General features: G+C 47.4%; 8 protein-coding genes. All 8 read left to right on the forward strand.

Features of this window, described 5'->3' with window-relative positions; genetic code table 11:
• The first annotated feature begins 121 nt into the window (after window positions 1-121).
• The 8 genes from hsdR to ACINK7_RS06025 all read left to right on the forward strand — a co-directional run bounded on the left by hsdR (window position 122) and on the right by ACINK7_RS06025 (window position 14887).
• Window positions 122-2470: an EcoAI/FtnUII family type I restriction enzme subunit R gene (gene hsdR, locus ACINK7_RS05990; RefSeq protein WP_404360396.1), complete on the forward strand. Its 2349-nt coding sequence runs from the start codon at window positions 122-124 to the stop codon at window positions 2468-2470.
• A complete protein-coding gene (locus tag ACINK7_RS05995; protein ID WP_404360397.1) occupies window positions 2467-3948 on the forward strand; it encodes an N-6 DNA methylase in 1482 nt (493 codons plus the stop codon). The genes hsdR and ACINK7_RS05995 overlap by 4 nt, the downstream gene beginning before the upstream one ends.
• A gap of 82 nt (window positions 3949-4030) precedes the next feature.
• Window positions 4031-4321 (forward strand): GIY-YIG nuclease family protein, encoded by a 291-nt coding sequence (locus tag ACINK7_RS06000; protein WP_404360398.1) that lies wholly within the window; start codon window positions 4031-4033, stop codon window positions 4319-4321.
• On the forward strand, window positions 4303-4437 hold the full coding sequence (locus ACINK7_RS06005) for a hypothetical protein (RefSeq protein WP_404360399.1): 135 nt from the start codon (window positions 4303-4305) through the stop codon (window positions 4435-4437). Before ACINK7_RS06000 ends, ACINK7_RS06005 begins: the two co-directional genes overlap by 19 nt.
• A gap of 75 nt (window positions 4438-4512) precedes the next feature.
• The gene (locus ACINK7_RS06010) at window positions 4513-6243 is read left to right on the forward strand and encodes a restriction endonuclease subunit S (protein WP_404360400.1); all 1731 of its coding nucleotides are present in this window, start codon (window positions 4513-4515) and stop codon (window positions 6241-6243) included.
• Window positions 6244-6288: 45 nt separating this feature from the next.
• Window positions 6289-7188, forward strand: coding sequence for a hypothetical protein (locus tag ACINK7_RS06015; RefSeq protein WP_404360401.1), 900 nt, complete (start codon window positions 6289-6291; stop codon window positions 7186-7188).
• A gap of 23 nt (window positions 7189-7211) precedes the next feature.
• The gene (hhe, locus tag ACINK7_RS06020) at window positions 7212-12632 is read left to right on the forward strand and encodes a DUF4011 domain-containing anti-phage protein Hhe (protein WP_404360403.1); all 5421 of its coding nucleotides are present in this window, start codon (window positions 7212-7214) and stop codon (window positions 12630-12632) included.
• Between the two features lie 38 nt (window positions 12633-12670).
• Window positions 12671-14887, forward strand: coding sequence for an McrB family protein (locus tag ACINK7_RS06025; RefSeq protein WP_404360404.1), 2217 nt, complete (start codon window positions 12671-12673; stop codon window positions 14885-14887).
• Window positions 14888-14891 lie beyond the last annotated feature (4 nt).

The raw sequence follows: 14891 nt of genomic DNA on the forward strand, positions 1-14891 counted from the left end.
ACCAAGCTTGCAACTTTCACTAAACAAGACATAAAAAGGCTGCCCCCATTTGGCACCCGGAGTCAGGCAATATCATTTATACTGTTAGCTAAACCCCATCGTTAGAAATGATTCCTCGTAAATGAACAGCAAAGAAAAAAAACAACTCAGCGAAACGGACATCTGCGATTTATTCATCACCCCTGCTATTAAAGATGCCGGTTGGGACCCATACAGACAGATTCGCCGCGAAGTCACTTTGACGCCCGGGCCTATCGTCGTCAGGGGTAATATCTCTTCCCGCAACAAGAAAAAGAAAAAATTCGCCGATTACGTATTGTCCTGGGAGCCCGGCATCCCGGTGGCGATTGTCGAAGCCAAGGACAACAATCATACGATCAGTCATGGCATGCAGCAGGCCTTGGGCTATGCCGAAATCCTCGACTTACCCAACGCCTTCAGCTCCAATGGCGATGCCTTTGCCATGCACAATAAAACGGCTTGTGAAGGCGAAGACATCGAAAGCGAAATCGCCTTAGAACACTTTCCGGAACCCAATACACTTTGGCAACGCTACAAGACTTATCGAGGCATCGCCGACGAAAACCAGGAGTTGATCGTTCAGCCTTATTACACCGATGTTTCCGGTAAGGAGCCGCGTTACTATCAAATTGAAGCGATCAACCACACTATAGAAGCCGTCGCCAAGGGCCATAAACGCATTCTATTGGTCATGGCGACCGGCACCGGTAAGACCTACACCACCTTCCAAATCATCTGGCGCCTGTGGAAAGCCAAGGAGGTCAGGCGCGTGCTGTTTCTGGTCGATCGCAATATCCTGGCCGATCAAACGCTGGTCAACGACTTCAAACCCTTCGGTTCGGTCATGTCGAAGATCAAGAACCGCAAGATCGACCCGTCCTATGAAATCCATCTAGCACTCTATCAGGCGATCACAGGCCCGGACGAAGCGGACAAAATCTTCAAGAACGTCTCGCCCGACTTTTTCGACCTGATCGTCATCGACGAATGTCATCGCGGCAGCGCGGCGGACGATTCTGCTTGGCGCGAAATTCTGGAATATTTTTCCAACGCCATCCAACTGGGTTTGACCGCCACGCCCAAAGAAACCAAATACGTGTCCAGCATCAGCTATTTCGGCGAGCCGGTTTACACCTACAGCCTGAAACAAGGCATCGAAGACGGATTTCTCGCGCCCTATAAAGTCGTGCGTATCGATATCGACAAAGACCTGTATGGTTGGACGCCGCCGCCAGGCATGAAGGACGATTTGGGTAACGACATCGAACAGCGCACTTACAACCAGATCGACATGGACCGTATCCTGATTTTGAATCAGCGCACCAAGCTGGTCGCCGAGCGGGTCATGAAATATCTCAACGCCACCGACCCGTTCGCCAAGACCATTATCTTTTGCGAAGACATCGACCATGCCGAACGCATGCGCAAAGCCATCGTCAATGCGGCCGGTAAACTGGCCAAGGACAATCCCAAATACGTCATGCGCATCACCGGCGACAGCGTGGAAGGCAAGGCAGAACTGGATAACTTCATCGATTCCGAAAAAGTCTTTCCGGTCATCGCCACCACGTCGGAATTGCTGACCACCGGGGTCGACGCCAAAACCTGCAAGCTGATTGTGCTGGATAAAACCATCAGTTCGATGACCACGTTCAAGCAAATTATCGGCCGCGGCACCCGTATCGAAGAAGAGTACAACAAATACTTCTTCACCATCATGGACTTCAAGAAAGCCACCGAGCTGTTCAAAGACCCGGACTTCGACGGCGAACCGGTGGTGATTTACGAACCGGGCGAAGGTGACGACCCGGTGCCGCCCGATCCCGATGGGCCGGATGATCCAGGAGATGATGACATTGAAGAAAAAACGGGTGTTTACAAAGTGACCGTCAGCGGTGTGCCGGCCAAAATCGTCGCCGAGCGTATCGAATACTTAGGCCCCGACGGAACCTTGATCACCGAATCCTACAAAGACTTCACCCGCAAGCAAATCCAAACCGAATTCGCCTCGCTGGACGAATTCCTAAAACGCTGGAACGACAGCAACAAAAAACAAGTCATCGTCGACCTGTTGGAAGAGCACGGCATCCTGTTCGACAACCTGGCCGAGGAAGTCGGCAAGGACTACGGCATATTTGACCTGATTTGCCATATTGCCTATGATCAGCCGCCCTTGACCCGCAAGGAACGGGCGCTGAACGTCAAGAAACGCAATTACTTCACTAAGTACGGTGAGCAGGCTCGGGCGGTGCTCGACGCCTTGCTGGAAACCTATGCCGACGAAGACATCGGCAGCCTGGAAAACAGCAAGATATTGAAGCTCAAACCCTTCAGCGACCTGGGTACGCCGGTCGAAATCATCAATCAGTTTTTCGGCGGCAAAAGCCAATACCAGTCCGCCATACAAGAACTCGAACAGGAACTCTTTAAACAGGAACAAAGTGCATGAGTAATGTTTCCGGCATCATCAAATCCATTCAAGACATCATGCGTAAGGATGTCGGCGTCGATGGTGATGCGCAACGTATCAGCCAACTGGTCTGGCTGTTTTTTCTAAAAATCTTCGACGACCGTGAAGAAGAACTGGAATTGATAGAGGACGACTATCAATCGCCGCTGCCGGAGCACATCCGTTGGCGAGCCTGGGCCAAAGACCCGGAAGGCATGACCGGCGATGAACTGTCCGATTTCGTCAACCTGGAACTGTTTCCGACCCTGAAGGAAAAATTGCCGATGCAGGGCGAAACTGCCCAGCGTGCTCAGGTCGTGCACGACGTGTTCGAAGACGCCTACAACTACATGAAATCCGGCACGCTGCTGCGCCAGGTGATCAACAAAATCTGCGAAATCAATTTCAACAACACCGAGGACAAACACACCTTCGGCGGCATCTACGAACAAATCCTCAAAGACTTGCAAAGCGCCGGCAACGCGGGCGAATTCTACACGCCGCGCGCCGTGACCCGCTTCATCGTCAACCGCGTCGATCCCAAGCTGAAAGAAACCGTGCTAGACCCGGCCTGCGGCACCGGCGGCTTTCTCAGTTGCACGATCGAACATAAACGCAACCAATATGTGAACTCACCGGACGACGAAGAAACCCTGCAAGCCTCGATTCGCGGCGTCGAGAAAAAAGCCATGCCGCACATGCTGTGCGTCACCAACATGATCCTGCACGGCATCGACACGCCGACGGCGATTCGCCACGACAACACCCTGAGCCGTCCCTACAAGGACTACGGCAACAAGGACCGGGTCAACGTCATCGTCACCAACCCGCCGTTCGGCGGCATGGAAGAGGACGGCATTGAAAACAACTTTCCGGCCAACCTGCGCACCCGCGAAACCGCCGACTTGTTCATGGCCTTAATCATCAAGCTGCTGAAAGACCAAGGCCGCGCCGCCGTGGTATTACCGGACGGCTTCTTGTTCGGCGAAGGCATGAAAACCCGCTTGAAACAACAATTGCTGGAAGAATGCAATCTGCACACCCTGGTGCGCCTGCCCAACGGCGTGTTCAATCCTTACACCGGCATCAAGACCAACCTGTTGTTCTTCACCAAAGGTCAGCCGACCGAACACGTCTGGTTCTACGAACATCCCTACCCCGAAGGCGTCAAGAACTACAACAAGACCAAACCGATGCGTTTCGAGGAATTCCAGCCGGAAATCGACTGGTGGGGCGACGAGGCCGGCGGTTTCGCCAGCCGAGAGCAAACCGAACAGGCCTGGCGCGTTTCTATCGATGAGATCAAACAGCGCAACTACAACCTGGATATCAAGAACCCGCATATCGGCGAACAAGTCAGCCACGATCCGCAGGAATTGCTGCAGCAATACGCCCAGCAGCAACAGGCCATGGCCGACATCCGTTCCCAAATTAAAGATATTCTGAAACTGGCGTTGAAACCGGGGGCTCTGGGCTAAAAGCGCATGAAATTGTTTATCATCGTCATTCCGGCATGGACTGCCGTAATCCAGTTTACAGGGAAGTAACTCGGAAACACTAATGACCAAACAACCCTGCGTTTATATGCTGTCGAGTCGAAGAAACGGAACGCTCTATATTGGCGTGACTTCGAATTTAATCCAGCGGGTATATCAACATCGAACCGGCATGATAGAAGGCTTTACCAAGCGTTACGGGGTTCATAATTTGGTCTGGTATGAAAGTCACGAAATGATGGAAAGTGCAATTCAAAGAGAGAAACAACTCAAAAAATGGGCAAGAACAGCAAAAATTCGTTTGATAGAGCAACAAAATCCTGAGTGGCGAGATTTATGGCAAGATTTAATGTAATCATCTGGATCGTCATTCCGGCAGGGACTGCCCGAATCCATAAGCCAGGGATGGCAAACATGGAATACATCCCTGTAACCTGGATGTCGGCAATCCCTGCCGACATGACGGTTTAACTTAATCGTATTGGAGGAACAAATGGAATGCACAAAGAAATCGCTCGAATATGTGATAACCAATGAAACTAAATAATGGATAAGTTAATTTCCACTAATATAGATGTCTGGACTGCTGCGCTGGAAAACAAATCAGCCGCCGGCAGAGGAACGAACAACAAACAAACGGCTTACGGCATTAAAAAACTGCGCGAGCTGATATTGGAACTAGCGGTGCGCGGCAAGCTGGTGCCGCAAGATCCGAATGATGAACCGGCCACTGTATTGTTGGAGAAAATCGCCGAGGAAAAGGCGCGCTTGGTTAAGGAAGGGAAGATTAAAAAGCAGAAGGCTTTGCCGGAGATTGGTGAGGAGAAAAGCACAAATGATATTCCTGATGGCTGGGCCTGTGAGCGACTTGGTAATGTTTTGAATGTAATAAATGGTCGAGCCTATAAGAAACATGAAATGCTTCAAGAAGGAACGCCTCTATTAAGAGTAGGTAATTTATTTACTTCAAATGAATGGTATTACTCAAACCTAGAACTCGAACCTGACAAATATATAGATAATGGTGATCTAATTTATGCTTGGTCAGCATCATTTGGCCCTTTTATTTGGGACGGGGGGAAAGTTATATTCCATTATCATATTTGGAAGCTTGATTTATTTGATGATCTTAGTCTTTATAAAAAATATTTATATCTGTATCTTTTAGCTATCACCGAAGAAATAAAAGCCTCAGGTAGTGGTATTGCAATGATACACATGACAAAAGAAAGAATGGAAAAACTAGTTGTCATGGTTCCACCCCTAGCTGAACAACACCGTATCGTCGCTAAAGTCGATGAACTGATGGCGCTGTGCGACCAACTGGAACAGCAGCAAACCGACAGCATCGCCGCGCATCAAACGCTGGTCGAAACCCTGCTGAAAACGCTGACCGACAGCGAAAATGCCGAACAACTGGCGCAAAATTGGGCCGTCCTGTCCGAACACTTCGACACCCTGTTCACTACCGAACACAGCATAGCCCAACTCAAACAAACGATCCTGCAACTCGCCGTCATGGGCAAACTCGTCCCCCAAGACCCCAATGACGAACCGGTTAGCGTGTTGTTGGAGAAAATTGCCGAGGAAAAGGAGTGCTTGGTTAAGGAAGGCAAGATCAAAAAGCAGAAAGAGTTGCCGGAGATTAGTGAGGAGGAAAAAGCGTTTGAATTACCAGAAGGTTGGGATTGGATTAAATTTGGTTACCTTGCTGAATTTATTAATGGTGACCGGGGTAAAAACTACCCTAATCGCAGTGAATATGTAGAAGCTGGAATGCCTTGGGTTAATACTGGTCACATTGAGACAAATGGTCATTTGTCTAAAACTGAAATGAATTTTATTTCTCAGGAAAAGTATGATTCTTTAAAAAGTGGCAAGATTAAAAAAGGAGACTTAGTTTACTGTTTACGTGGTGCCACTTTTGGTAAAACTGCTTTCGTTGAGCCGTATAATAAAGGCGCGATAGCATCTTCATTGATGATTATCAGGCCTTATATTGAAGAATTAAACAAGTACATTTATAAATATTTAGTTAGTCCATTAGGAAGGGAGCAAATATTTCGATTTGATAACGGATCAGCACAGCCAAATTTATCAGCTAATAGTGTCATGTTGTATGCCTTTCCACTACCACCGTTGGCCGAACAACACCGCATAGTCGCCAAAGTCGATGATCTAATGGCACTCTGCGATCAGCTACAAGCCCAAATCAACAAAGCACAGACCACTCAAATCCACTTGGCCGACGCCATCGTCGAACAAGCGATAGCCTAACATGATTAAGCATGGATAAGCGGAAAAGAATCAGGAGGGAGCGCCATGTTTGGTTTATCTGACGTAAACGCAGCGTTATCGATTTGGGACCGGATCAAAAAAGGGGCTGCCGATGAACAAGCGATAAAGGCTCCCGACACGGTCGCCAGCCGCTTTGTTCGTCTGTTTGAAAAACACGGTATTCATCGAAACCAGATCCCGCGCTTTTTTGATCATGGTTTGACCCTGGATTCCATTTCCAGCGATGAAAAACTAATCGCGCAATTAAGCCCTGAAATTTTGCAAGCGGCGGCGGAACTGTTCGCCATTCGCCTGGAATGGCTGGAAGGCGCCGACGATCAGCTTTACTCCACGCAAAGTTTTTACCAATCCCCGGAAGGTTATGGCGAGTTCTTAAAAGGATTGAAATCCAAGGGCGATCACCGGCTATTGGTCAAGCTGGTGTTAACCGATTACGGTTATCGTGATCATGATGCGCTGTTAGTGATCGAGGAAGAAATCGCTAGCCTGGGTGATGAGTCCATCGTCCGCTATTACCTTTGTGGCGGTTGGTCGCATCAATATTACAAATGCAGAGCAGACCTCGCCGCTTGCATTGCCATGACCTTAAACCAAGGGGTTTATATTCGAGGTAGTTGGAAACAAGGCCCGATTGACGCCTTTTGCGAAGGCAAGGGTTTCATCTCCGACCTTTATTCGTTGCCTTATGCCTGCCGGCGCGATTGGTTGTTGCGTAAACGCTATACCAAAGCCGACTGGCATCCGGATCACTGGATCTATGATCCGGAAAATTACCTGGATGGCGTCGATGAAGGCGACTTCGGCAAAAAAAGCGCGCTAGAAATCTGGCTGCATTATTTCGATAAAGGCTTACTGGAAACCGGCTATCACCGCAAACATGCCGCCGAAGATTTCAAGGCTTATTTACAGAACAATTTTAAATAATAACTATAAAAGGACTGACGATTATGGACTTTTGTCTTGATTCGCTTGAACAAATTAGAAATAGACTGCTGGACCTGACCGCTAGAAACCGTTTGTTGAATTTCAGCCATGGGCGCGGTGGCTACATTAGGATCGTCGATGAATTGCCGGATCAGTTATGTAATTTGTTGCTGACTGAAGAGGAATTGGAATTTCTGCCTATCCCCGAGCCGACCCGGGAGCAGCTAATCGAAGCGGGCTATGTGAAGATTGATGCAGAAACCGAGCAAGAGGTTCGCGTTAAGAAAGACCCGACAGCGATTGAATGGGCTAAGTGGTTAAACATCAAGACGGATTACGAGTTGCCCGAACCGCTTGAAAATGATGAGCCGGACAAGCATCAAGACAAAGCCATCCAAACTTTGTTGTTCCCTTATGAAATGGAAACCCAGCTTAGATCGGTTAGGAACAAGGCGGAAACTGCGATAGAGGAAACAGGGGCCAATATTCTGTATTTGGCTTTTGGTTTTTTGGAATGGTTCGAAAGCCATGACAGTGATAAGGCGAGGCTGGCGCCGTTATTTTTGCTGCCGGTTACGCTGAATCGCGGCAAGTTGAACAAAGAGGCCGGCACCTACGTTTACACCCTCAACTACACCGGCGAAGATATTTTGCCTAACCTGTCTCTACGGGAAAAGTTGAAGATCGATTATGGTTTGGCTTTGCCCGAGGTGGATGAGACGGTTTCGCCGGAGGGGTATTTCGCGCAAGTCGAGCATCTTATCGATGTCAATCAGCCCCGTTGGAAGGTAAGGCGTTACTGCACCTTGGCGTTGTTGAATTTCGGCAAATTGTTGATGTATCTGGATCTGGATCCGGCGCGTTGGCCCGAAGACGAGGGGAATATTGTCAATCATCCTATCGTGCAAAAGTTCTTTGCGTCGAGTGCCGGTGGAGAACAGGCGAGTTCGCATTTCTCGGCAGAGTATGAGATTGATTCGGTGAGCGAAATTCATGAGCAATATCCGTTGATCGATGATGCCGACAGTTCCCAACATAGCGCCTTGATCGATGCGATCAATGGTAAAAACATGGTCATCGAAGGACCGCCAGGCACCGGTAAATCGCAAACCATTACCAACTTGATTGCAGCGGCATTGGCCCAGGACAAAAAAGTATTGTTTGTCGCTGAAAAATTAGCCGCGTTACAAGTGGTTAAACACCGTCTGGATAGGGCTGGATTGGGCGATTTTTGTTTGGAGCTCCATAGCCATAACACACAGAAAAGCCACGTTCTGCAAAATATCGGGGCGCGCCTGGCTAATCAAGATTTTTATCGTTCTCCGGCTGACATCGATGCGGATATTGCGCGCTATGAGAAATTAAAGCAACAGCTCAATGACTACGTCATTTTGATCAATCGGCCTTGGAAAAATACCGGGCAAACCATTCACGAGATTTTTACGCGGGCGACCCGTTATCGGGAAATATTGCCGGAGCTCGATACCATTGCGTTACATCCCAGTCACTTTACTGGGGAAATGTTGAATTCCGAAGTGCAAAAACAGTGTTCGGACCAGATCGAAATACACCATCAAGCTTATCGCGAAGTGTCCAACCAGTTTCAAGACGGTGTCGATTTGCAGTCTCATCCCTGGGCAGGCGTGAATAACACTGAGTTGCAAATGTTCGATTCCAGCCAAGTGTGTGATTTATTGGCCGGCTGGAATGGGGCGTTACAGGCATTACACCAAGCGTTGTCTACGATCTGTGCAGCCGTTGATATGAAACTGGATGAGGTTGATGGCTTCGATCAGATAGATCAGTTGGCGAAGGATTTCGCCTTATTCAGCGAACCTTTCGAGCAGGCTTTGTATGGCATTCTGCCGAATCTGCAGGGCGATAATATTCAGCTATTCCAGAATTACATCGCGCTGTTTAAGACAATTCAGCAGTTGTACGCCTCTCTTCGGCCTCATGTTCAGGCCTCATTATTGGAAGATTTAGGTCAATTGGACAGCCTGACCGAGGCGCAAAAACGTCTCTCGATGTTGGGCGTGGACGAGTTGAATTCCTTAGCGGATTTGGCGAAATGCATTCATAGAATCGGTAGGCTGCAAGAGAAACTAAGCGGTATTGATAGTGCTGCGAAAGAGGTCGGCCAACATTTTGGCGAGTCGTTTCATCGGCATATTACCAATAGTGAACAAGGCATTCAGGAATTCCAGGAATTGCTCAAGTTGACGTGTCAGTTGCCCGTGACGCTATGGAAAAAACGTGATGAATGTTTTGATGACGAGGAGTTGGATGAAGTTATTCCGGTATTAACTAATTATCTCGATGTATTGGTGCCGATTCACGAGCAAATCAATGAATCGGTGTCGTTGGATAAACTGCCGTCGGCGGTTGAATTGAAAGAACTGCAGGAGGACTTCAATAACGGCGGATTTTTTAAATGGTTTAAACCCAGTTGGCGTAAAGCCAAGAAAGGCTTAAAGCGGCTAGCCGCCAAGCCGAAAGTTAAGTTTAAAAAAATTCAGAGCCATTTGGATGCGATCGTTTTATACGCGGAAACCAACGAGCAAATGGAGGCGGATAAGCGATTCGGACAATTGTTGGGAGACCATTTCGCCGGGCTGAACACCCCCATCAACGAGATTCAAGCGCTACGATCATGGTATCGGGCTATCAGGCAAACTTATGGCGTGGGTTTTGGGCCCAAGGTGGCTTTGGGTCAAGCGATATTGGATCTTCCGCAACCTATCGGTAAAGGCGTTCATTCTTTTGTAGAACAGGGATTAAGTGACCAAATCAAGGATAGCTTGGAAGAGGTTGCATTTTTGCAGAAGACCTTTGCGAATTTTTCAGCACTCAAAAAAAATGATAAGTCCCTGTTGGATCAAGAGTCGGCCTTATATGAGCTACGTGATGCTTTGGCTGAATGCCTCGAACCGTGCCAGAAATTGTTTAAAAAGGAGGATATTCATATCAATGAAATGTCCGAGTTGGTTGCCAATCTGCATGCGTTGAGAGAGTCCATAGAAAAATGGCATGACAGTGATGTCAATCAGACTTTGTTTAACGGTCTACTCGATTTAAGTGTTGGACCCGATCAAGATAATCGAACGGAACTGGCAAAAGCCGAAGCGACCCTCGATCTTGCCAAGACTGTTGCAGAGGTAAAAGTTCCACTATTGAAGCAGGCTCTATACAACGGTGCGTCGGCGGAGCTTTTCGACAAATTTGCAGAATTTGAATCGCTCATTAAGCAAAAACAGACTGAAATCCCCGAGCGCAATCAGCCGTTTGTCGAGCGAACAAAGTTGGACTATCAACAGTGGATCCCTACTGAGCAAAATAGGCTGATTTTGTTGCTGGCTAGAAATGACAAGGCTTTATCCAATAAGGAGTGGTTGGTTAACTGGTTGGATTTCGTTCGGAGTCGTGAACGAGTTAAAGAGATTGGGTTTTCGGGGTTAATCGATGCCCTGGAAAGCAGGCAAATACAGTTGCCAGACTTAATGGCGGCTTATTATCTGGCCGTTTATGATTTGATCGCCCGGCAAGTTATCGAAGAACGACCTGAATTGGGACAATTTTCAGGTGTTCAGCATAAAACAATCCAACAGCAATTTTGCAAATATGACGAAAAGCTTAAAGCTTTACAACAGCAAAAAATTGCCTGGAAAACGGCTAAAAGGAAAGTGCCAGCAGGTAATTCGGGCGGAAAGGTCAGCAACTATACTGAACTTGCCTTATTACAGCATGAGTGCAATAAAAAGAAACGCCATGTTCCGATTCGCCAGTTAGTGAAACGGTCAGGTCAGGCCTTATTGTCGCTTAAACCTTGCTTCATGATGGGGCCGATGTCTGCGGCTCAATATTTGTCTCCTGGCGAAATCAATTTCGATTTAATCATCATGGATGAGGCGTCGCAAATGAAACCTGAGGATGCTTTAGGTGTTATTGCACGGGGCAAACAATTGGTTGTGGTGGGTGACCCGAAACAGTTACCGCCTACCAGTTTCTTTGATAAGGCGGTTAATGACGATGACGAAGATAGCACGGCAATTGAGGAATCGGAAAGTATTCTGGATGCCGCATTACCGATGTTTACTGCCAGACGGTTACGTTGGCATTACCGTTCGCAGCATGAAAGCCTGATCGCCTTCTCAAATCATTCGTTTTATAACAGCGACTTAGTAGTATTCCCGTCGCCGCATAGCGAGTCTTCAGATTATGGCATCAAATATACCCGCGTGCCCCGAGGCAAATTTGTGGCTCAATGTAATCTTGAAGAAGCCGAGGTGATTGCTGAAGCGGTGGCTAAACATTTTTTAGCGCGTCCGTATGAATCGCTGGGGGTTGTGGCGATGAATGCCAAACAGCGTGAGCAGATCGAGCGGGCGATCGAAGATTTGAGTAAGCAGCGGCCAGAGTTTCAAGAGGCATTGGAACTTAACAGGGACAGCGATGAGCCCCTTTTTGTTAAAAACCTCGAGAACGTTCAGGGTGATGAGAGAGACGTTATCTACATCTCCTTCACTTATGGTCCTCAGTCAGTCGGCGCTAAGGTCATGCAGCGGTTTGGACCGATTAATTCTAATGTCGGATGGCGTCGCTTAAACGTGCTGTTTACCCGATCCAAAAAGCGCATGCATATTTTCACCTCAATGGGGAGTGAAGATATTTTAGTGTCTGAAAGATCGAGTCGTGGAGTCAAGGCGCTGAAAGACTTTTTGGCATTTGCAGAAACGGGTTATATCCATCAACCTCAACACACGGGAAAGGCTCCTGACAGCGATTTTGAGATTGCGGTTGCCAATAGCTTGCGCGATGCCGGATTTGAAACCGTTCCTCAAGTCGGCGTGGCTGGTTTCTTTATTGATTTGGCGGTCATCGATCCTGGTAAGCCGGGCAGGTTTTTAATGGGAATTGAATGCGATGGCGCCAGTTATCATTCGGCAAAATCTGCCAGAGATCGCGATCGCTTACGCCAATCGGTATTAGAGCGTCTTGGCTGGCGAATTCACAGAATCTGGTCAACCGATTGGTTCAAAAATCCTCAAGCGGAGTTGCAGCCATTAATACGCGAACTTAATCAGTTGAAATCTGAAGTGACTGAGGAGGTAGAGAAACCTTCGGAACAGGAGGATTTGCAGGAAATTATTGTTGAGCATGAGGCCGAAGAAAAAACTGTAGAGGCCTATGTCACTGAACAGGCTGATCTAAAGACTAAGTTAGAGCATTTCGATCAAAACGTGATTAGAAAAGAGCAGCCCGAAACTCCGGCAAATAAACGCTTGTTACGCCCTGCCATGCTTGAGACTCTATTAGAGTTCAAGCCGCAAACAGTATGGGAGTTCAAAGAAATGATTCCTCCATTTTTGCGTCAAGGTACGGCGAGCAATGAGGGGGGATATCTTGAACAGGTATTGGAGATTATTCGTTCTTACGACTGCTAAATCCCAACATAATTTGAAGGAAAAAAGGAGTATCAATAGTGAATTCTTTGATGGAAGGAACAGGCTCAAAAGTCTGCTGGTTTGTTGGCGCCAGTTATGGCGGTACAAATGATCAAACCGATCGCTTTGTTGATAAGGGTGTTTGGGAAAATGGTTATGGCAACAAGTACCTTGATCTGGTGCAAAGCATCAAGCCGGGGGAACGAATCGCTATAAAATCGACTTATACCCGCAAGCATAATTTGCCGTTTGATAATCGTGGCCATGTGGCGTCTGTGATGGCCATTAAGGCGATAGGGATTGTCACCAAGAATCATGGCGATGGCAGAATTGTTGAGGTTGATTGGACAAAATTAGAGGAACCACGGGAATGGTATTTTTATACCTATAGGAGCACTATTTGGCAAGTATTGCCTGGGGATTGGTGTGCCGATGGTTTGATTAGTTTCACTTTTGAAGGACAGCCGCAAGATATCGACCGGTTTAGGAATGGTCCGTATTGGCGGGAACGGTTCGGCGATGCTTCCAAAGATACGCCCAGGTTTTTGTGGGCTAAGTTCTATATGGAAGTGGCCGATAAGCTAATGGATTATCGAGACCGTAGAGCGGAATTGGTGAAGGCGTTACGGGATATTGCTGGTCGAATGGAAGGACTGACAAATTTACATGATCGTTATAAAAATGGAAATATCGCTTCTTTACAAGATATTTGCCCATTTACTACGATGGGTATATTCAATAGAGGTATAACCGAAGCCAACCGTAAAATCATTGCCGGCGAATTGGCAAAATTTCTAAAAGTAGTAGAGCCTGTACCAGATAGTTTCGAAGGTATTCCAATCCTCAATAATCTGAAATCCTGGTTCTTTGGTTTTGAAAAAAATCGGGAACCGGATGACATTGATTCGCTATGGAGAATTTTTGCAGAGGCTTTAAGGTTCACCGATTCAGAACAAGGTGGTGATGAGTCAGCATTTATCAAAGCTTACGATAATGTGACCGATAGATATGGTATTGGCTCAAATATTACCATGGGGCTTTATTGGATTCGGCCTTGGAACTTCCCAACTCTCGATAGTCGTTCAAAAAGCTATATCGAAAAGAATCTGGGCATAAAAATCGGTTTAAATGGACCAAAAGGAAATTGTAATGCACAAGACTATTTATCGTTATTGAATAAATTGGAAGCCCATTTTCAAGAGCCCAATTATCCTGTTCATTCGTTCCCTGAATTATCGTTGGCCGCTTGGTCTTATCAGGACCATGATGAAACGAGTCAACAAGACAACAGTGTAATGAATGTGGGGCCGAGCGAAGATTCAGACGAATGTTCTGAGGATGATTTCCCAAAAAACCTGGAGGTCAAGCCTTATAGCCTTGATGATATTTTGGCGGATGGCTGTTTCGTTGAGCGATCACGATTAGAGCAAATTCTGGAGCGTCTTCGGGTTAAAAAGAACCTGATTCTGCAAGGACCGCCCGGAACCGGGAAGACTTGGTTGGCAAAACGACTGGCCTTTGCATTAATGGGGCAGCAAAGTGTTAAAAGCCGAATCCGGGTCGTTCAGTTTCACCCCAATTTGTCTTATGAAGATTTTGTCCGAGGTTGGCGGCCTTCCGGCGACGGCAAATTATCATTGGTAGATGGGCCCTTCATGGAAATGATTGAATCGGCAGCTAAATCTCCACAAGTCAAACACGTTATTGTGATCGAGGAAATCAATCGCGGCAATCCAGCACAAATATTCGGTGAGATGCTTACCTTGTTGGAAGTGGATAAGCGCACACCGACCGAAGGGCTGGAACTATGCTATCGCAGAGAGGTGGATGAGCGCGTGTATGTTCCCGATAATTTATATGTCATCGGCACGATGAATATTGCCGACCGTTCGCTTGCCTTGGTCGATTTAGCATTGAGAAGGCGTTTTGCATTCGTGGATTTGCAGCCAACCCTCGGCCAACCTTGGCGCGAATGGGTGCATCGGGAATTTACGATAGCTTTAGAAGTTTTGGACGAAATTGAACGGCGTATAGGGGCTTTAAACAATGACATTGCCGGCGACGCCAGTTTGGGCAAGCAATTTCAAGTGGGGCACAGTTATGTAACGCCACCGACTGGTGCGAGAATCAATGATGCTCAGGAATGGTTTAAACAGGTGGTACTGACTGAAATTGGGCCTTTGCTGGAGGAATATTGGTTCGATGCGATCGAAAAGGCGGATAATGCCAAGCAGCGTTTGTTGGACGGTTTTTAACAGT

Source organism: Methylotuvimicrobium sp. KM1, from assembly GCF_044788715.1.
Taxonomy (GTDB): domain Bacteria; phylum Pseudomonadota; class Gammaproteobacteria; order Methylococcales; family Methylomonadaceae; genus Methylotuvimicrobium.

What these genes read in the sequence shown, in the direction of transcription:
- hsdR (WP_404360396.1), top strand. Translation starts at nt 122, where the DNA reads ATGAACAGCAAAGAAAAAAAACAACTCAGCGAAACGGACATCTGCGAT.
- ACINK7_RS05995 (WP_404360397.1), top strand. Translation starts at nt 2,467, where the DNA reads ATGAGTAATGTTTCCGGCATCATCAAATCCATTCAAGACATCATGCGT.
- ACINK7_RS06000 (WP_404360398.1), top strand. Translation starts at nt 4,031, where the DNA reads ATGACCAAACAACCCTGCGTTTATATGCTGTCGAGTCGAAGAAACGGA.
- ACINK7_RS06005 (WP_404360399.1), top strand. Translation starts at nt 4,303, where the DNA reads ATGGCAAGATTTAATGTAATCATCTGGATCGTCATTCCGGCAGGGACT.
- ACINK7_RS06010 (WP_404360400.1), top strand. Translation starts at nt 4,513, where the DNA reads ATGGATAAGTTAATTTCCACTAATATAGATGTCTGGACTGCTGCGCTG.
- ACINK7_RS06015 (WP_404360401.1), top strand. Translation starts at nt 6,289, where the DNA reads ATGTTTGGTTTATCTGACGTAAACGCAGCGTTATCGATTTGGGACCGG.
- hhe (WP_404360403.1), top strand. Translation starts at nt 7,212, where the DNA reads ATGGACTTTTGTCTTGATTCGCTTGAACAAATTAGAAATAGACTGCTG.